Below are 17,867 nucleotides of genomic sequence, written 5' to 3'. Positions count from 1 at the left end.
ACCGCACCTGACCAGCTCGTCAGTGCCTCTTAGTGAGGTTACTGATTTCAAGAACAACAGAATCTGCCTCAATGGCACTCTGGTGTTTTATCAGATCAAACTGCCAGCGGCCATGCGCTTTCTGCAGTTCGGATTCATAATCCCTGCCTTTATTGAAATATGCCCTGAGATTTGGATTATTCTGCGCCCACGGGTGAATATATTCGAAAAGTAAATTCATCTCGGCGAGGGCTCTTGCCGAAACCGCATCGCAATTTTCAACGGTTTCAGGCGCTTTTTCAATTCTGACTGGATGAACCGCGCCTCTTGCGCCGGTTTCCTTCAGCGCAATTCGCAAAAAGGCAGCCTTTTTATTGTTGCTCTCTACCAGATCGACCCAACCATCACCCAGTTCCGCGAGAAAAATCGCTGTAATGACGCCCGGAAAACCGCCGCCGCTTCCCAGATCAATCCATTTTTGCGGTTGAGGGGCGAGCTGAAATATCTGTGCACTGTCCGCGACATGCCGGCTCCAGAGCTCAGTGAGAGTCGAAGGCGCAACCAGATTTGTGGTTTTGTTCCACTTCTTGAAGAGCTCGACGAAATGCTCGAGCCTCTCCTGTGTTTCACGTGAAACACTCTGGCCGTTTATCTTCATGGTCCGACTCGCTATTGGTGCATGCGCAATTTTTCACTTCCTGATGCGGAGCCTTTCCGCAGAAGTGCGAGAAGCAGCGATATCGCAGCAGGTGTCATACCGTCAACACGCGCAGCTTGGGCAATGTTCTCTGGACGTGCCTTTTCCAGCTTTTGTTTCAGTTCGTTGGAGAGACCGGACAAAGACTGAAAATCGAAATCATTGGGGATTTTTCTGTCTTCATCTCGCTTGATATCGACAATATCCGCGCTTTGGCGCTGCATATAGACAGCGTAACTCGCTTCGATTTCCAAAACCTCAGCGACCTTGGTATTAAGCGCCCGTAGTTCCGGCCAATGAGCGGTAAGAGTTTCCATTGTGATATCGGGGTAGGCGAGCATTTCATAAACCGAACGACGCTGACCGTCCTGGTTGAGTTTCAATCCCTGTTTAGCAGCCTGGGAGGGACTGATGGAAATGCTCTTCATCAGCTCGCGCCCCCGATCCAGATCGGAGATAAAATCTGCGAAGCGTTTTTGGCGGTCATGCCCGATAATGCCGGCCATCTGACCGATAGGTGTAAGTCGCAAATCAGCGTTGTCAACGCGCAGCGAAAGCCGATATTCCGCTCTCGACGTAAACATGCGATAGGGTTCGCTGACACCTTTGGAAGTGAGATCGTCGATCATCACACCGATATAGGATTCGGTACGACTGAAATGGATAGGGTCTGCATTGCCTGCATATAGCGACGCATTCAACCCGGCAACCAGACCCTGGGCGCCTGCCTCTTCATAACCCGTCGTGCCATTGATTTGCCCTGCCAGGAACAATCCCGGAATTTTCCGGCATTCCAGAGAAGGCTTCAGCTCACGCGGATCGACATAGTCATATTCAATCGCGTAGCCGGGCTGAATGATGTTGACTTGCTCAAGGCCGGGGATGGTGCGGATAAACTGCTCCTGAACTGAGGCCGGAAGCGACGTCGAAATTCCATTTGGATAAATTGTGTGGTCATCAAGGCCTTCTGGTTCCAGAAATATCTGATGACCGTCCCGTTCACCGAAGCGTGTAATCTTGTCTTCGATCGACGGACAATAGCGCGGACCAACACCCTCGATCTGTCCCGAATACATCGCTGACAGATGAATATTATCCTGAATGATCTTGTGTCCGGCCGGCGTCGTTCGGGTTACGCCGCATTCGATCTGTGGATTGACAATGCGATCCGTCATAAAGGAGAACGGAACGGGATCTTCATCGGCCGCTTGCCGATCCACAGCGTTCCAATCGATCGTGCGACCATCAAGGCGGGCAGGGGTGCCAGTCTTCAGCCGGCCCATGGCGAGGCCCAGACGGCCAAGCGTTTCGGAAAGGCCAAGAGACGGTTTTTCACCAACCCGGCCTGCGGGAATCTTTTCGGAGCCGATATGAATAAGGCCGCGTAGAAAAGTGCCGCTCGTCAACACAACAGCACCACAAGGAATCCGGCTACCGTTTGCCATGATTACGGCGCAGACCTTATCATCCGCCATTTCAATATCGAAAGCATCACCTTCAATAATGCTAAGGTTTTCAATCGCATTGATTTCCCGTTGCATGGCCTCGCGATAAAGTCGCCGATCAGCCTGCGTGCGCGGCCCGCGGACGGCGGGGCCTTTTTTGCGATTGAGCATACGGAATTGAATTCCCGCTGCATCAGCAACCCGGCCCATCAAACCGTCCAGCGCATCAATTTCGCGGACCAGGTGTCCTTTACCGAGACCACCGATTGCCGGGTTACAGGACATCACCCCGATCGTCTCTCGCTTATGGGTAACGAGAGCGGTTTTAGCGCCATGTCGTGCAGCGGCAGCCGCAGCTTCGCTGCCGGCATGTCCACCACCGATAACAATGACATCAAATGACTGGTGCATATCCCTGCGCCTTATCCCAAATCATCGGCTTTGCCGTATTGGCCACCAATGTTTCACGTGAATCATTTTCCTATGCAGAATTCCGAGAAGATCACGCCCAGCAAATCTTCCACATCGACGCGGCCAGTAATGCGTCCAAGCGATGTTGCTGCGAGTCTCAAGTATTCCGACCTTATCGCAAGGTCCATGGTCTCGGAATTGAGCGCATCACTAACATAGTTCAGCGTCTCTTCAAGTCGTTTTTTGTGCCGGGCGCGGGCAGGGACCAGTGTCTGTGCAACACCAACCCTGCTTTCAATCTCTCGCTTGATCAATAGACGCAATTCGTCGAGACCGACGCCTTCCCTTGCGGAGATGTTAAGATCAAAAACAGCGTCAACTGTAGAAGAGGAAATCGCGGTTTTTGTCCGTAGATGCAAATGGCGAGCATTTTCCAGAGAAATGATCGATTGTTTCGGAGTCGAATCGTTATCTTGCAATATCAAAATAAGATCCGCGGTTTCCGCGGTCAGTACGGCCCGCCTAACACCTTCCTTTTCGACCACATCCTGCGTCTCCCGAATTCCGGCCGTATCGAATATGCGGACCAGGTAACCATCGAGATTAATATCAACGCTCAGCACGTCTCTGGTCGTGCCAGCGATGTCAGTGACGATAGCAACGTCACGGCCGCTGAGAGCATTAAGAAGCGTGGACTTGCCAGCGTTAGGCTCTCCCACCAGCGCCACCTTAAACCCGTCACGAATAATCTCGCTGCTTCCGCCGTTCTGGAGATGACTGGTGATTTCACTATGAAGTTGCGTCATCGCGTCCCACACCTGCGCGGCAACGGAATCCGGCACATCTTCCTCGTCGGCGAAATCCAGCTCCGCCTCGATCAGGGCGCGAGCACGCGTCAACCGGCCTGCCCAGCCATCGTAGAGCGCTGACAGCTTACCAGTGCTCTGCTCAACCGCTAGCCGCCGCTGCATCTCCGTTTCAGCCTGCAGCAGATCCGCCAGACCTTCGATCTCGAGAAGATCCATCTTGCCGTTTTCAAACGCTCGGCGGGAGAACTCGCCGGCATCCGCCGGCCGAAATCCTTCGAGCAGTTCGAGCTCGGCAAAAATTGATGCGACAACTGCACGGCTGCCGTGGCTGTGGATTTCGATGCAGTTCTCACCCGTAAAGGAATTTGGTGCAGGGAAAACAATCATCAGCGCCTGGTCGATGATCTCATTGTTTCGGTTTCGAATCGAACATAGAACCGCCTGCCGCGGTGCTGGAAGGTCACGACCGGTCAAAGTGACAAAGGCTTCGAACGCGCCGGGCCCACTGATCCTGATAATTGCGACGCCGGCCGGCAATGCTCCACTGGAGAGCGCATAAATGGTATCGGCGGAAGCTGGCATCATTCACCTCGGTTAAAACAGTCAAGCCGCATCCGAATGAACGGATGCGGCTTTAAAGCTTTGTCGATGGGACCGGTAAAACTCCGGATCAGGTATTCATCGATTCGAAGAAATCCGAATTGGTCTTGGTCTGCTTCAACTTGTCGATCAGGAACTCGATGGCATCCATCGTTCCCATCGGCGCGAGAATGCGGCGAAGCACGAAAATCTTCTGGAGATCCTGACGCGGCACGAGCAGGTCTTCCTTACGTGTACCGGACTTGAGAATATCGAGCGCCGGGAAGATACGCTTGTCAGCGACCTTACGGTCAAGCACGATTTCCGAGTTACCCGTACCCTTGAATTCTTCAAAGATGACTTCGTCCATGCGGCTGCCGGTGTCGATCAGCGCGGTCGCGATAATCGTCAGCGAACCACCTTCTTCGATGTTACGTGCGGCACCGAAGAAGCGCTTCGGCCGCTGCAACGCGTTGGCATCCACACCACCGGTCAGAACCTTGCCGGAAGACGGAACGACCGTGTTATAAGCTCGGCCGAGGCGGGTGATGGAATCGAGCAGGATAACGACGTCGCGGCCATGTTCGACAAGGCGCTTGGCCTTTTCGATGACCATTTCGGCCACCTGGACGTGGCGTACAGCTGGTTCGTCGAAGGTTGACGACACCACCTCACCCTTGACCGAGCGCTGCATGTCGGTGACTTCTTCCGGACGTTCGTCGATCAGAAGAACGATCAGGTAACATTCCGGATGGTTAGCCGTGATGGAATGCGCGATGTTCTGCAACAGAACAGTTTTACCGGTACGCGGCGGCGCGACGATCAATCCACGCTGGCCCTTGCCAAGTGGCGCGACCAGATCGATCACACGCGACGACAGATCCTTCGATGTCGGAAGCTCCAGCTCCATCTTGAACCGCTCATTCGGATAAAGCGGCGTCAGGTTATCGAAGTGAACCTTGTGACGGATCTTTTCAGGATCGTCAAAATTGATCGTGTTGACTTTGAGAAGCGCGAAATAACGTTCGCCTTCCTTGGGTCCACGGATCGGCCCCTCGACAGTATCGCCGGTCTTCAGAGAGAAACGGCGAATTTGCGAGGGCGAAATGTAGATATCGTCCGGACCCGGCAGATAATTTGCATTTGCGGACCGTAGAAAACCGAAACCGTCCTGCAGGACTTCAACGACGCCTTCGCCGATAATTTCGATGTCCTGGCTCGCGAGAACCTTGAGGATTGCGAACATAAGCTCCTGCTTGCGCATGGTGCTCGCATTTTCAACTTCCAGGGATTCAGCAAAAGTTAGCAAGTCGGTAGGCGATTTGCTCTTAAGTTCCTGAAGCTTCATTTCAGCCATGAAGGAAAGACCGTTTGATAATGTAATGTCGGGGGAGGGCGTGTTCGCGAATCAGATGCTGAGGGAGAAGCCGCAGATGACTGAATAATTCACATGCCACGAGATGAGTGGTCCGAAAATAGCGATTGAATAGGGCTACTGCAAGAGGAAAGCACGAATTCCGCGAAATTTATCGTTGCGACCTCTTAACCGAAGGGTTTCACAACCACAAGTATGACTATGAGGATCATCAGTACCGTCGGAACCTCGTTCATCAACCGCCAGTGACGGGCAGGCCTGATATTTTCATCCCGGGCGAACCGTTTGGCACTGCGGGTGAAATAGACATGGGCGATGGTTAGTAGCACCACCAGTGCGATTTTCGCATGTAGCCAGCCGCCGGAAAAACCATAAACCGACCATGCGAGATAGAGCCCCAATATCCAGCTGATCATCATCGCCGGGTTCATGATGACCTTGATCAACCGCTGTTCCATCACCTTGAAGGTTTCGGATTGCTGCGAACCGGTGGGTGCATCGGTGTGGTAAATGAACAGGCGCGGCAGGTAAAAAATCGCCGCCATCCAGGAAATCACCGCGATGATATGAAGCGCCTTGATCCACAGATAGAGATCGGCCGGATCGGCGTAAAACAACAGCGCGACAAAAGCGGCAAAGACACCGAGCGCCATACCTGCGCGAAGGGCAGCCCTGTTTCCTGAGCGGGCGGAGGTCTGCTTCTCGCCGCTCATGCCCCGGCTCCGCCGGCACGCACCCGCTGCACCAGCCTTGCAACGTTTTCCGGATCGGCCTGCGGCGTGATGCCATGGCCGAGATTGAAGATCAGCGGGCCCTGGCCCAGAGCATGCAGCACAGCGTCGATACCGTCCTCCAGAGCCTTGCCACCCGCCACCATCAGCATGGGGTCCAGATTGCCCTGTACCGGGCCTTCCTTCTGCAAGTCCCTTGCGAAACCGAGTGGCACCGACCAGTCGAGCCCGATGGCGTCTGCGCCCGTTTTGCGGCGATAATCCTTCAAAAGATAACCGGCCCCCTTGGCAAAGGCGATGATCTTCGCGGAGGGGCGGCGAGCGCGCACCGAAGCGATGATACGGGCGACGGGTTTTACCGCATATTCCTCGAATTCCTTCTCGCCGAGCACCCCGGCCCAGGAGTCGAAAATCTGCAACGCATCGGCCCCGGCATCAATCTGCGCCACAAGGTAATCGGCGGAAACCTCAGCCAGCAAGGCAAGAAGCTTTTCCATGGCTGCCGGCTCCCGATAACCGAACAAGCGCGCCGGCGCCTGATCAGGTGTTCCGTGGCCGGCAATCATGTAGGTTGCAACCGTCCAGGGCGCACCACAAAAACCGAGAAGCGTCGTCTCATCCGGTAAGGTCTGGCGCAAGCGTGAGACGGTTTCGAAAACGGGCGAAAGATGCGCAATGACATTGCTCGCATCCAGCCTGTCGATGCCATCCACATCGATCGGATCCATGGCCGGACCCTTTCCCTCGCTGAAGGAAACATTGCGATCAAGCCCATCCGGTATCACCAGAATATCGGAAAAGAGGATAGCTGCATCAAGACCGAACCGGCGAATGGGCTGAAGGGTCACTTCGGTTGCCAGTTCGGGATTATAACAGAGATCGAGGAAACTGCCGGCGTTCTTTCGCGTTTCCCTGTACTCCGGAAGGTAACGCCCTGCCTGCCGCATCAGCCATATGGGCGGAGGTGTGACCGTCTGCCCGTTCAACACCTTTAAAACCTTACGCTCGCTCATGCCACCCAACTTCCAAAAAATAAAATCTAAGAGATTTAAAAGATTTTCTATTTCTTAGAGTCGGTGAGTAGCAAGGATTAAAATCTTTCCAGTCGATATGCCGCAGCCGGGTGTAAGCGCCAAGACCCGAACACAGCATTTCATCGCTTCATGGCAATGAATTGGATAATAGATATTTATATAATAGTTTCAGATATTTAAGTTCTATCCTCTGAAGCCGTTGCCTGTGGATCATCTGTGGACAGTTTTGAACAAGTTCAGAGTTTCCAGACAATTCACAGGCATGCCTGATAGCAAGGACGCCACTTGCGGATTGTGGAAAAAACCCACTTTATCCACGAGGCGGCTCGGCCCGCGGAACAATTCGGAAGTTTGTCCCGGTTTATCAACAGCGAGAGAAAAACAGCGTGGAGAACAAAAAAAGTTTCTTCCATTTGCACCTGATTTCGGACTCAACCGGAGAGACTCTCATGTCGGCCGGTCGTGCCGTCTCGGCGCAGTTCCACGCTTCGATGCCGGTGGAACATGTTTATCCGATGATCAGGAACCAGAAGCAGCTCGCCCAGGTCGTGGATCTGATCGACAAGGAACCGGGCATCGTTCTTTATACGATCGTGGATCAGCAGCTGGCCGAGTTCCTGGATTTGCGCTGTCACGCGATCGGGGTGCCCTGCGTCAACGTCCTCGAGCCGATCATAGGCATTTTCCAGACCTATCTAGGCGCACCTTCGAGACGGCGGGTCGGGGCGCAGCACGCGCTGAACGCGGATTATTTCGCGCGGATCGAAGCGCTCAATTTTGCGATGGACCATGATGACGGGCAAATGCCGGAAAGCTATGACGAAGCCGATATCGTCATCATTGGGATCAGTCGAACGTCGAAAACACCGACAAGCATCTATCTCGCCAACAGAGGCATAAAGACCGCCAATATACCGGTCGTTCCAAACGTGCCGTTGCCGGAAAGCCTTTATGCCGCCACCCGTCCCTTGATCGTTGGTCTCGTCGCGACATCGGACCGCATATCGCAGGTACGTGAAAACCGGGAACTCGGCACGACCGGTGGATTTGACAGCGGCCGCTACACGGATCGCGCCACCATCATGGAAGAGCTGAAATATGCGCGTGCGCTCTGTGCCCGTAACAATTGGCCGCTGATCGATGTTACACGCCGCTCCATAGAGGAAACGGCCGCGGCAATCCTTGCCCTTCGCCCGAGGACACGATAATCCGGATCGCAACATTCGGAGCAGACAGTCGATGAAACAAGAGTTGATCCTCGCCTCGTCCAGCGCATCCCGTCAGATGTTGATGCGCAATGCGGGGCTGACATTTTCGGCGATCCCGGCGGATATTGACGAGCGCGCGCTCGACGAGCAGCTGGAAAAAAATGGCGCAAAGCCGGAAGAGGTTGCGTTGGAACTGGCGAGGGCGAAGGCGCTTGCGGTAAGTGCCCTGCATCCGCAAGCACTCGTTCTTGGATGCGACCAGACGATGGCGCTCGGTGCCCGGGTGTACCACAAGCCAAAAACCATGGCCGAAGCCGAAGCACATCTGCTCTCATTATCCGGCAAGGTTCATCGCCTGAACAGTGCAGCCGTTCTTGCTCGCGACGGTGATGTCGTATGGCAGACGATCTCCAGTGCCGAGCTTTCGGTGCGAACTTTGAGCGCCGAATTCGTCTCCCGCCACCTGCAACGCGTGGGTGAAAAGGCCTTGAGCAGTGTCGGTGCCTATCAGCTCGAGGGCGAAGGAATCCAGCTATTTACTTCGATAGAGGGGGATTATTTCACCATTCTTGGCCTGCCGCTTCTGCCTCTCTTAATGAAACTGCGCGACATGGATGTCATCGATGGCTGATTCACGTGAAACATTAACTATAAATGCCTTCGTTGTCGGTTATCCGATCAAGCACTCGCGCTCGCCGATCATCCATTCCTACTGGCTGAAGAAATTCGCGATACCCGGCTCCTATAAGGCCATTGAGGTTGCCCCCGATGACTTCCCCGATTTCATCACGGCACTAAAAGAACAGGGACCTGGTGCAGCGGTGGGTGGCAACGTCACCATTCCGCACAAGGAAGCGGCCTTTAAGTTGGCGGACAGTCCCGATGAGCTGGCGGAGGAACTGGGTGCAGCCAATACCGTCTGGATGGAAGAGGGCAGGCTGCATGCCACCAACACGGATGGCTATGGCTTCGTTTCCAATCTCGATGAGCGCCATCCCGGATGGGAGAAAACCGACCGGGCGGTGGTGTTCGGAGCCGGCGGTGCAAGCAGGGCCGTCGTTCAGTCGCTACGGGACCGCGGCATTGCCGAAATCCATGTCCTGAACCGCACGGTCGAACGTGCCCGTGAAATGGCTGACCGTTTCGGTGCACGGGTTTTTTCTCATCCTCAGGGCGCGCTTCATGAAGTCATGCAGGACGCCGGGTTGTTTGTGAACACGACATCGCTGGGTATGGACGGAATGGAAGCGCCCGAGATTGATTTTTCGCCGCTCGCTGCAAGTGCTGTTGTAACCGATATCGTCTATGTGCCGTTGAGAACCCCCATCCTCCAGATGGCGCAGACGCAGGGTATTGCGACGGTCGATGGGCTTGGCATGCTCCTTCATCAGGCAAAACCCGGCTTTAAAAAATGGTTCGGCAAAACGCCGGAAGTTGATGACACTCTTCGTTCCCTCATCATTGAGGATATGGAGAAACATTGATGATCGTCATCGGTCTCACCGGCTCGATCGGAATGGGAAAAACGACCACGGCGAAACTGTTTGCCGCGGAAGGGATACCGGTTCTCGATTCTGATGCGGTTGTGCACGACCTCTATTCAGCAGAAGCCGTGCCGATGATCGAAGCCGCCTTTCCGGGCACGACCATTTCCGGCACGGTCGACCGTCTTGAACTCGGTAACATCCTCAGGGAGAATCCGGCTAATTTTAGCAAGCTGGAAGCAATCGTCCATCCGCTTGTTCGTGAAAGACAGGAAGCTTTTCTCCGTAAGACGAGAGAGGAAGATCAAAATTTCGCCGTTCTCGATATCCCGCTACTGTTTGAAACCGGCGGGGAAACGAGGGTCGATAAAGTAGTCGTTGTTAGTTGCGCGCCGGAAATACAGCGCCAGCGGGTTTTGTCCCGTCCCGGCATGACGGAAGAGAAATTCGAAATGATATTGGCCCGGCAGATGCCCGATGCCGAAAAGCGCCGGCGCGCCGATTTTATCATCGATAGCGGAAATGGTGTCGAAGCTGCGCGGGATCAGGTAAGAGAAATTCTGCAGAGACTAAGTGCCGGTTCGGGCAACGGAGAGAAAAATGCGTGAGATCATTTTCGATACGGAAACCACAGGCCTTGAATCGAAACTGGACCGCGTGATCGAAATCGGCGGAATCGAGCTCAACAACCATTTTCCGACCGGCCGCACATTGCATATTTATATCAACCCGGAAGATCGCAAGGTTCACCCGGACGCGCTTGCGGTGCATGGCATCACCGACGACTTCCTGAAAGACAAGCCGAAATTCGCCGAAGTCGTCGACGAAATCCGCGAATTTTTTGGAGGTGCCCGCTGGGTGGCGCATAATGCGACATTCGACATGGGTTTTATCAATGCGGAATTTGCCCGCCTCGGCATTGCGCCGGTCTCATCTGAATTGGTGACGGATACGCTTTCGCTTGCACGCCGCAAGCACCCGATGGGTCCGAATTCCCTCGACGCACTTTGCCGGCGCTACGGGATCGACAACTCCCACCGCACCAAGCACGGCGCGCTTCTCGACTCCGAACTGCTCGCCGAAGTCTACATAGAAATGATTGGTGGGCGCCAGACAGCGCTCGGTTTCGGTGCCGGCTCCAAACAGCAAGCGGTCACTATCGAGGATGATGATGTTCCGCATGAGCCGCTGCAAAGGCCGCATCCTCTACCATCAAGACTGGATGCGGAGACCATCGCGGCGCACGGCAAGCTCGTTCTCGGCATGGGCGACAAGGCGATCTGGAACCGTTACCAGAATTAAGTGCGCCTGGCGCTTAGATGCGCCGTTGAAAAATGACGAGAACCGTCAAATAAAAAACCCGGGCGATGAACCCGGGTTTTGTTTTGTCTGAACTCTAAAAAGAGCGGCGTCGCGTGCAATTCAGTTCGGTACGGCCTGAACCTTGGCTCTGGCCTGTTCCTCGGCAACGCGCTGCGAAAACATCTGCGCGAAATCGATCGGATCGATCATCAGCGGCGGGAAGCCACCATTGCGGGTGACATCGGCTATGATCTGGCGTGCGAAGGGGAACAGCAGGCGCGGGCACTCAATGAACAGCACCGGCAGCATATGTTCCTGCGGGAAACCGGCAATGCGGAACACGCCGCCATAAACCAGCTCGGCTGCAAACAGAACCTTGTCGCCATCCTTGGCTTCGGCATTCAGCGTCAGCACAACGTCGAAATCCGAACCAGAAATCGGGTTTGCGTTGACATTGACATTGATGTTGATCGACGGCGCATTGTCACGAGCCTGAAGCGAACGAGGAGCACCCGGATTTTCGAAAGAAAGATCCTTGATGTACTGGGTAAGAATGTTGAGGGAGGGACTAACTGCGCCCTGTGCGCCATTTTCAGCGGTCATTACGTTTCCTCGCGGCGTGATTTCGTGGAAGGCGGTCTATCATTTCGACTTGAGCCTTACAACCCTCGTGCTCTCGGCTCTCTAACCCTTTGCCGTGCTTCAGGGTTTGGGCAGGTTGCGATCATCCGGCTTTTGGGACCAGGGAGAATCCTTGGGCCCTTCGCGGTGAAACTCCTGTTCGTCGAGGTCCACGACCTTGGAGCTACCCTTATTTCCCTGACCATTGCTGAACCCGGAAAAGTCACCGGGTTGCGGCCCGGTCTGGCCGCCGGGTTGACCCGACTGGCGAAAAGAACCGGCCACGACGACGCGGGGTCCGAGGATCTTCCAGAAAAAACGTCTCACCGTTTTCGACAGAAGCAGGAGACCGAGTATATCGGTGATGAAACCCGGGATGAACAGCAGGATGCCCGCCACGACGCGCATGGCGCCATTGACCAGCTCATCGGCAGGCTGGGCGCCGGTACGACCTGCGGCCTGAAGATTTCTCACCATGCCGATGCCGCCGAGCCGCAGGATCAGCAACCCCAGAAACGACGTGAACAGGACGAGCGCCAATGTCAGCCACAGACCGATTGTCTTGCCGACGATGATGAAACCGGCAATTTCCAGGATTGGCATCATCAGGATGACGATGGGGAGAAAGGAAAAACGCATCTTCTAGCCTTGCGTGTGCATCTCTGGCAGATTGCCGGTTCCCGAGAACACCGATGATTGAATCTGCACATTTGAATGATGATAAGATGCAGACTATATGATGTTCAGGTTTTTGAATTTAAATGGCGGTTTTGGTAAAAGATGGGCTTTAGCGACTTTATCACATTGTTTTTTCTCGTTGCAGCGGTGCTGATCTTTCTTCAGCTGCGCAGCGTTCTTGGTCGCCGAACCGGCAATGAGAAGCCGCCATTCGACCCTTACACGCCGCGCGATGTCGCGAAAGGCCCCGTCACGGACGATAACAAGGTCGTGACCCTGCCCAAACGCTCTGAGGCGGAGGACGAAAACCGCTTTGCCGAGGCGGATGCTCTGGCACCCGTCGATACTGCCTTGAATACATCCCTGCGCGAGCTGATGACCAAGGACCCGACCTTCCGCCCCAAGGAATTCCTGAACGGCGCCCGCATGGCCTATGAGATGATCGTCATGGGTTTTGCCGATGGTGACCGCAAGACGTTGAAGAACCTTCTGTCGAAGGAAGTTTTCGACGGGTTCGAGGCGGCCATTTCCGAGCGGGAAAGTCGCGGCGAGGTGGTCAAGTCCACTTTCGTGGGAATAGAGAAGGCCGATATCACCCAGGCCGGTATCCGCGATTCCGAAGAGCAGATCACGCTCAGAATAGTCAGCCAGCTGATTTCGGCCACCTATGACAAGGATGGCAAGCTGGTGGACGGCGATCCCGATGCGGTTGCGGAAGTGGACGACATCTGGACCTTCTCGCGTGATGTCCGCTCGCGCGATCCCAACTGGAAGCTGATCGCCACTGAATCCGAGCAATGAATACGCCCTTTTCGTTCGAAGAAGTTTCTTTCGGTGATCTGCCGGGATGGCAGGAGGATGATCCGCGTAAGCTGTTTCCGGCGATGCGGACGATCCTGTCACATCTTCGGAATTCAAAACCCTACAGGACCGGCGCGCTGGGTCTCACCGCCGGCGAACTGGCCTCGCTTCTGGAACTGGCCGATGAGGAACAAGCGGATAGTCCCCAGCAGGCCCGCCGGTTTTTCGAGACGAATTGTGTACCTTTCAAAATTTCACCACCCGGCGGAAAACGCGGTTTTGTAACTGCCTTTTATGAACCGGAGCTTGAGGTATCGTCAGTCCGCGACGATGTCTGGAAGTATCCCGTCTACCGCCGCCCACCGGAGCTGGTGGATATCGATGACGAAAATCGCCCGAGCGGTTTTGATCCGTCCTATGCTTTTGGCAGAGAGGGCGAGGACGGCATTTCCTATTTTCCCGATCGCCGCGCGATCGACGAAGGATATCTGCAGGGCAGGGGGCTTGAGATTGCCTGGGCGAGATCGAAGGTCGATCTGTTTTTCGTCCACGTTCAGGGTGCTGCCCGTCTTCTGTTTCCTGATGGAGAGGTGAAACGCATCACCTATGCCGCCAAGGCCGGGCATCCGTTCTCGCCGATCGGTCGGTTGCTTCTGGATCGTGGGGAACTGGATCCGAAAACGATCTCGATGCAGACAATTCGCAAATGGCTCGCCGACCATCCGGATGAGGTGGATGGGGTGCTATGGCATAATCGCTCCTATATTTTTTTCCGGGAGGCTGATGTTGCCGGTCTGGATATGGGACCGATCGCCGCCGCCAAGGTGCCGCTGGTCGCGGGGCGGGCGCTTGCGGTGGACAGGCTCATCCACACCTTCGGTTTTCCCTTCTTTATCCATGCGCCGTCATTGACCCACCTGGATAATGGCAAGCCCTTCGCGCGGTTGATGCTGGCGCTCGATACCGGCTCGGCCATCGTTGGCCCGGCACGCGGCGACATTTTCACCGGCTCGGGTTTCGAAGCCGGGGAACTTGCAGGCACAGTGCGCAACGACGCCGATTTCTATATGCTGCTGCCGCATGTTGCTGCGAAAAGGTATCGGCGATGAAGGGCAGTCGAAAGCTTGGCAAGGAAGAACGCATTCTGTGGGGTAAGGTCGCAAGAACAGCCAGACCCATCTCCGGCAGGCTGGAAGATTTGCTGGCTTTCGACGATATCGAGGAAGCCGCGGCGGAACCTGTCGTCCCGCAAACGGCAAACGCCGTCTTCCCTAGGATGCTCGCGGAGCCGGTGGACGTTTCGACCTTTACGCCGGACAAGAAGCCAAAAATTCATCAACCGATGGAAAAGCCGGTTAAGCGCAAGTTGACGCGCGGGCGGTTGCCGCTGGAAGGCCGTATCGATCTGCATGGCATGTTTCAGAGCGAAGCCCATGCGGTTCTGCTCGATTTTTTATTGCGGGCGCACGAACGGGGCCTCCGGCACGTGCTCGTCATCACCGGTAAGGGTCGCTCCATCGGCAGCGATGGTGCGCTGAAAAGGGCCGTGCCCATGTGGTTCGCCAAACCGGAATATCGTTACTTGATTTCATCCTATGAGGATGCATCCGCCAATCACGGCGGCGATGGCGCTCTCTATGTCCGTTTGGCGCGCCGCAAGGGTGAAAAATCATGACGCCCTTTGCAGAAGCCGTGCGGCTGCTTCGTGAGCGCAAGGGCGTGACTCAGAAGGAGATGGCAGCGGCAATCGGCGTTTCCCCCGCTTATCTCTCGGCACTGGAGCACGGCAAACGCGGCAAACCGAGCTTCGATCTCCTCCAGCGCATCGCCGGATATTTCAACATCATCTGGGATGAGGCGGAGGAATTGTTTTTTCTCGCCGGCTCCTCCGACCCCAAGGTGGCGATCGACACGGTCGGTCTGCCGCCGCAATATACGGCTTTTGCCAATCGGCTGGCGCGGGATATTCGCAAGCTGCCGCTGAGTGTGATAGAGGAACTGTCAGCGGTGCTACAAAAAAGCCGTTCTTGCGACTGAAACCCCTCTATCCCCTGCTTTATGCAGCGTTCTGAGGCATGTGGCCTTTGGGATTGAGTGTAGAATTTCTATAGTCGTATGTCGGATTTGAGTGATTCGCGGGCTTCAGGCCTTCTCACTGAAAACTTGGCCAGGAAATTTTGGAAAGAGTACTTATGACCGAAACATCGTCAAGCGAAGTCGGCGCCAACACTGAATACGGAGCCGATTCGATCAAGGTCCTCAAGGGTCTTGATGCTGTGCGCAAACGGCCCGGCATGTATATCGGCGATACCGATGACGGCTCCGGTCTGCATCACATGGTCTACGAGGTGGTTGACAACGCCATCGACGAGGCGCTTGCGGGTCATGCCGATCTGGTGACGGTGACGCTCAACGCCGACGGTTCGGTGACGGTAACGGACAACGGACGCGGCATTCCGACTGATATTCATTCTTCCGAAGGCGTTTCCGCCGCGGAAGTCATCATGACCCAGCTTCATGCGGGCGGAAAATTCGACCAGAACTCCTACAAGGTTTCCGGCGGTCTGCATGGCGTGGGCGTTTCGGTCGTAAATGCGCTCTCGGTTTGGCTGAAGCTCAGAATCCGCCGCAATGGTAAGCTGCACGAAATCGGCTTCACCCATGGGGTTGCCGATGCTCCGCTCTCGGTCATTGGCGAATATGAAGGCCGCTCCGGCACGGAAGTCACCTTCCTGGCGAGCCCCGACACCTTCACCATGACGGATTATGATTTTGGTACGCTGGAGCATCGCCTGCGCGAACTGGCGTTTTTGAATTCCGGTGTTCGTATCGTGCTCACCGACAAGCGTCATTCTGATATCAAACAGGAAGAGTTGCTCTACGATGGCGGTCTTGAAGCCTTCGTGCGTTATCTCGACCGGGCCAAGAAACCGCTGGTGGACAAGCCGGTGGCCATTCATGGCGAAAAGGACGGCATCACAGTTGAGGTCGCGCTCTGGTGGAACGACAGCTACCACGAAAATGTGCTCTGCTTCACCAACAACATTCCCCAGCGCGACGGCGGCACCCATATGGCTGGCTTCCGCGCGGCGCTCACGCGTCAGATGACATCCTATGCCGAGACTTCCGGCATCATGAAAAGGGAAAAGGTCAGCTTGCAGGGTGAGGACTGCCGCGAAGGACTGACGGCAATTCTTTCCGTCAAGGTTCCCGACCCCAAGTTTTCTTCGCAGACGAAGGACAAGCTCGTTTCGTCCGAAGTGCGCCCTGTCGTGGAAAGTCTCGTCAATGAGGCCCTGTCCACCTGGCTCGAGGAACATCCGTCCGACGCCAAGATTCTTGTCGGCAAGGTGGTGGAAGCGGCCATTGCCCGTGAAGCCGCCCGCAAGGCGCGCGAACTGACGCGCCGCAAGGGTGCGCTCGATATCGCCTCTCTGCCCGGCAAGCTCGCCGATTGTTCCGAACGCGATCCGGCGAAATCCGAACTCTTCCTCGTCGAGGGTGACTCCGCAGGCGGTTCGGCCAAGCAGGGCCGCTCGCGCGAAACGCAGGCCATCCTGCCACTACGCGGTAAGATCCTGAACGTTGAGCGCGCCCGTTTCGACAAGATGCTGTCCAGCCAGGAAATCGGCACGCTGATCACCGCGCTCGGCACGTCGATCGGCAAGGACGAATTCAACGCAGACAAGCTGCGCTACCACAAGATCATCATCATGACGGATGCTGACGTCGACGGCGCCCACATTCGTACCCTGCTGTTGACCTTCTTCTTCCGCCAGATGCCGGAACTGATCGAGCGTGGCCATCTCTATATCGCCCAGCCGCCGCTTTATAAGGTGACGCGCGGCAAATCCGTACAGTACCTCAAGGATGAGAAGGCGCTGGAAGAATATCTGATCTCGATGGGCATCGAGGATACGTCGCTGACGCTCGGCTCCGGCGAAGTACGCATCGGCGCTGACCTTCGTGAGGTCATTCTCGATGCGGTGCGCATGCGCACGCTGATCGATGGTCTGCATTCCCGCTACAGCCGTTCCATCGTGGAACAGGCCGCCATTGCGGGTGCCCTGAACCCCGAGCTTTCGGCCGATGCCGCCCGTGCACAGGAAACCGTTGCCGAAGTGGCCCGGCGTCTGGACATGATCGCGGAAGAAACAGAACGCGGCTGGTCCGGCATGGTGCTGGAAGATGGCGGCTTGCGCTTCGAGCGCATGGTACGCGGTGTCAAGGAAATCTCGACGCTCGATATGGGCCTGATCGGTTCGGTCGATGCCCGTCATATCGATCAGCTCGCGGCCCGCACGCGCGATATTTACGTCACTCCGCCGGTTCTGCAACGCAAGGACGGCACTATGGAACTGGCCGGACCGCGTGCGCTTCTGGATGCTATTTTCGCCGCCGGCCGCAAGGGTCTTTCCATGCAGCGTTACAAGGGTCTCGGTGAAATGAACGCCGAGCAGCTGTGGGAAACCACACTCGACGCCAATGTGCGTTCGCTGCTGCAGGTCAAGGTCAACGATGCCACGGATGCCGACGGTCTGTTTTCGCGCCTGATGGGCGATGAGGTGGAACCGCGCCGCGACTTCATTCAGGAAAATGCGCTCAGCGTTGCCAATCTCGACATTTAATCCTGTGGGACGTCTCGCGTGACGATTCACGTGAAACGAAACTTTAACGAAAGGCCCGGCGGTCAATTTCCGCCGGGCCTTTTGT

Annotated in this window: 18 protein-coding genes; 10 read left to right on the top strand and 8 right to left on the bottom strand. The window is 55.6% G+C overall.

The annotated features are described in order from the left end of the window. Window positions 1-19 precede the first annotated feature (19 nt). The 6 genes from rsmG to hemE all read right to left on the bottom strand — a co-directional run bounded on the left by rsmG (window position 20) and on the right by hemE (window position 7,039). On the bottom strand, window positions 20-637 hold the full coding sequence (rsmG, locus tag J5276_RS15100) for a 16S rRNA (guanine(527)-N(7))-methyltransferase RsmG (RefSeq protein WP_038492606.1): 618 nt from the start codon (window positions 635-637) through the stop codon (window positions 20-22). A gap of 11 nt (window positions 638-648) precedes the next feature. Beyond that, window positions 649-2,532 carry a tRNA uridine-5-carboxymethylaminomethyl(34) synthesis enzyme MnmG gene (gene mnmG, locus J5276_RS15095; protein ID WP_080799965.1) on the bottom strand — a complete coding sequence of 628 codons (1,884 nt, stop codon included), beginning with the start codon at window positions 2,530-2,532 and terminating at the stop codon, window positions 649-651. Window positions 2,533-2,594: 62 nt separating this feature from the next. Next, on the bottom strand, window positions 2,595-3,926 hold the full coding sequence (gene mnmE / locus J5276_RS15090) for a tRNA uridine-5-carboxymethylaminomethyl(34) synthesis GTPase MnmE (protein WP_162647799.1): 1,332 nt from the start codon (window positions 3,924-3,926) through the stop codon (window positions 2,595-2,597). Window positions 3,927-4,011: 85 nt separating this feature from the next. After that, window positions 4,012-5,277 (bottom strand): transcription termination factor Rho, encoded by a 1,266-nt coding sequence (gene rho / locus J5276_RS15085; RefSeq protein WP_013637014.1) that lies wholly within the window; start codon window positions 5,275-5,277, stop codon window positions 4,012-4,014. Between the two features lie 185 nt (window positions 5,278-5,462). Next, a complete protein-coding gene (gene hemJ / locus J5276_RS15080) occupies window positions 5,463-6,008 on the bottom strand; it encodes a protoporphyrinogen oxidase HemJ (RefSeq protein WP_026330887.1) in 546 nt (181 codons plus the stop codon). Continuing rightward, on the bottom strand, window positions 6,005-7,039 hold the full coding sequence (gene hemE, locus J5276_RS15075) for a uroporphyrinogen decarboxylase (protein WP_112153937.1): 1,035 nt from the start codon (window positions 7,037-7,039) through the stop codon (window positions 6,005-6,007). The genes hemJ and hemE overlap by 4 nt, the downstream gene beginning before the upstream one ends. A 407-nt stretch (window positions 7,040-7,446) precedes the next feature. Between hemE and J5276_RS15070 the strand changes: the two genes are divergently transcribed. Genes J5276_RS15070 through dnaQ form a run of 5 tightly spaced genes read left to right on the top strand, consistent with a single transcriptional unit; the run spans window position 7,447 to window position 11,054 of the window. Continuing rightward, window positions 7,447-8,268 carry a pyruvate, water dikinase regulatory protein gene (locus J5276_RS15070; protein ID WP_003516369.1) on the top strand — a complete coding sequence of 274 codons (822 nt, stop codon included), beginning with the start codon at window positions 7,447-7,449 and terminating at the stop codon, window positions 8,266-8,268. Window positions 8,269-8,299: 31 nt separating this feature from the next. Then, complete coding sequence (locus tag J5276_RS15065) at window positions 8,300-8,899, top strand: Maf-like protein (RefSeq protein ID WP_111796793.1); 600 nt, start codon at window positions 8,300-8,302, stop codon at window positions 8,897-8,899. Then, on the top strand, window positions 8,892-9,752 hold the full coding sequence (locus tag J5276_RS15060) for a shikimate dehydrogenase (protein WP_112153938.1): 861 nt from the start codon (window positions 8,892-8,894) through the stop codon (window positions 9,750-9,752). Before J5276_RS15065 ends, J5276_RS15060 begins: the two co-directional genes overlap by 8 nt. Further along, complete coding sequence (gene coaE / locus J5276_RS15055; RefSeq protein ID WP_112153939.1) at window positions 9,752-10,360, top strand: dephospho-CoA kinase; 609 nt, start codon at window positions 9,752-9,754, stop codon at window positions 10,358-10,360. The genes J5276_RS15060 and coaE overlap by 1 nt, the downstream gene beginning before the upstream one ends. Continuing rightward, the gene (gene dnaQ, locus J5276_RS15050; RefSeq protein ID WP_112178789.1) at window positions 10,353-11,054 is read left to right on the top strand and encodes a DNA polymerase III subunit epsilon; all 702 of its coding nucleotides are present in this window, start codon (window positions 10,353-10,355) and stop codon (window positions 11,052-11,054) included. Before coaE ends, dnaQ begins: the two co-directional genes overlap by 8 nt. Before the next feature lie 120 nt (window positions 11,055-11,174). Here dnaQ and secB read toward each other — a convergent pair whose 3' ends face one another. Next, window positions 11,175-11,657 (bottom strand): protein-export chaperone SecB, encoded by a 483-nt coding sequence (gene secB, locus J5276_RS15045; RefSeq protein WP_003516359.1) that lies wholly within the window; start codon window positions 11,655-11,657, stop codon window positions 11,175-11,177. A 99-nt stretch (window positions 11,658-11,756) separates the two neighbouring features. Then, window positions 11,757-12,314: an FxsA family protein gene (locus J5276_RS15040; RefSeq protein ID WP_065705053.1), complete on the bottom strand. Its 558-nt coding sequence runs from the start codon at window positions 12,312-12,314 to the stop codon at window positions 11,757-11,759. Between the two features lie 141 nt (window positions 12,315-12,455). Between J5276_RS15040 and J5276_RS15035 the strand changes: the two genes are divergently transcribed. The 5 genes from J5276_RS15035 to gyrB all read left to right on the top strand — a co-directional run bounded on the left by J5276_RS15035 (window position 12,456) and on the right by gyrB (window position 17,782). Next, window positions 12,456-13,154: a Tim44/TimA family putative adaptor protein gene (locus tag J5276_RS15035; protein ID WP_003516349.1), complete on the top strand. Its 699-nt coding sequence runs from the start codon at window positions 12,456-12,458 to the stop codon at window positions 13,152-13,154. Continuing rightward, entirely contained in the window at window positions 13,151-14,263 is a 1,113-nt protein-coding gene (locus tag J5276_RS15030; protein WP_038489214.1) for a murein transglycosylase A, read from the top strand. The genes J5276_RS15035 and J5276_RS15030 overlap by 4 nt, the downstream gene beginning before the upstream one ends. Further along, the gene (locus tag J5276_RS15025) at window positions 14,260-14,829 is read left to right on the top strand and encodes a Smr/MutS family protein (protein WP_003516347.1); all 570 of its coding nucleotides are present in this window, start codon (window positions 14,260-14,262) and stop codon (window positions 14,827-14,829) included. Before J5276_RS15030 ends, J5276_RS15025 begins: the two co-directional genes overlap by 4 nt. Beyond that, window positions 14,826-15,191 carry a helix-turn-helix domain-containing protein gene (locus J5276_RS15020; RefSeq protein WP_003516346.1) on the top strand — a complete coding sequence of 122 codons (366 nt, stop codon included), beginning with the start codon at window positions 14,826-14,828 and terminating at the stop codon, window positions 15,189-15,191. The genes J5276_RS15025 and J5276_RS15020 overlap by 4 nt, the downstream gene beginning before the upstream one ends. Before the next feature lie 155 nt (window positions 15,192-15,346). Next, window positions 15,347-17,782 (top strand): DNA topoisomerase (ATP-hydrolyzing) subunit B, encoded by a 2,436-nt coding sequence (gene gyrB / locus J5276_RS15015; RefSeq protein ID WP_003516345.1) that lies wholly within the window; start codon window positions 15,347-15,349, stop codon window positions 17,780-17,782. Window positions 17,783-17,867 lie beyond the last annotated feature (85 nt).

It is taken from the genome of Agrobacterium sp. S7/73, from assembly GCF_019355535.1.
GTDB lineage: Bacteria > Pseudomonadota > Alphaproteobacteria > Rhizobiales > Rhizobiaceae > Agrobacterium > Agrobacterium tumefaciens.
The sequence above is the reverse complement of the archived record's forward strand: the minus strand, read 5'-3'. Positions and strand labels throughout refer to the sequence as shown.

Bases quoted from the DNA above. Each gene is read 5' to 3' on its own strand.
- secB (WP_003516359.1), bottom strand. From the start codon at position 11,657: ATGACCGCTGAAAATGGCGCACAGGGCGCAGTTAGTCCCTCCCTCAAC.
- J5276_RS15040 (WP_065705053.1), bottom strand. From the start codon at position 12,314: ATGCGTTTTTCCTTTCTCCCCATCGTCATCCTGATGATGCCAATCCTG.
- dnaQ (WP_112178789.1), top strand. From the start codon at position 10,353: ATGCGTGAGATCATTTTCGATACGGAAACCACAGGCCTTGAATCGAAA.
- mnmG (WP_080799965.1), bottom strand. From the start codon at position 2,532: ATGCACCAGTCATTTGATGTCATTGTTATCGGTGGTGGACATGCCGGC.
- J5276_RS15030 (WP_038489214.1), top strand. From the start codon at position 13,151: ATGAATACGCCCTTTTCGTTCGAAGAAGTTTCTTTCGGTGATCTGCCG.
- J5276_RS15065 (WP_111796793.1), top strand. From the start codon at position 8,300: ATGAAACAAGAGTTGATCCTCGCCTCGTCCAGCGCATCCCGTCAGATG.
- J5276_RS15025 (WP_003516347.1), top strand. From the start codon at position 14,260: ATGAAGGGCAGTCGAAAGCTTGGCAAGGAAGAACGCATTCTGTGGGGT.
- J5276_RS15035 (WP_003516349.1), top strand. From the start codon at position 12,456: ATGGGCTTTAGCGACTTTATCACATTGTTTTTTCTCGTTGCAGCGGTG.
- rho (WP_013637014.1), bottom strand. From the start codon at position 5,277: ATGGCTGAAATGAAGCTTCAGGAACTTAAGAGCAAATCGCCTACCGAC.
- hemE (WP_112153937.1), bottom strand. From the start codon at position 7,039: ATGAGCGAGCGTAAGGTTTTAAAGGTGTTGAACGGGCAGACGGTCACA.
- mnmE (WP_162647799.1), bottom strand. From the start codon at position 3,926: ATGATGCCAGCTTCCGCCGATACCATTTATGCGCTCTCCAGTGGAGCA.
- rsmG (WP_038492606.1), bottom strand. From the start codon at position 637: ATGAAGATAAACGGCCAGAGTGTTTCACGTGAAACACAGGAGAGGCTC.
- hemJ (WP_026330887.1), bottom strand. From the start codon at position 6,008: ATGAGCGGCGAGAAGCAGACCTCCGCCCGCTCAGGAAACAGGGCTGCC.
- gyrB (WP_003516345.1), top strand. From the start codon at position 15,347: ATGACCGAAACATCGTCAAGCGAAGTCGGCGCCAACACTGAATACGGA.
- J5276_RS15020 (WP_003516346.1), top strand. From the start codon at position 14,826: ATGACGCCCTTTGCAGAAGCCGTGCGGCTGCTTCGTGAGCGCAAGGGC.
- coaE (WP_112153939.1), top strand. From the start codon at position 9,752: ATGATCGTCATCGGTCTCACCGGCTCGATCGGAATGGGAAAAACGACC.
- J5276_RS15060 (WP_112153938.1), top strand. From the start codon at position 8,892: ATGGCTGATTCACGTGAAACATTAACTATAAATGCCTTCGTTGTCGGT.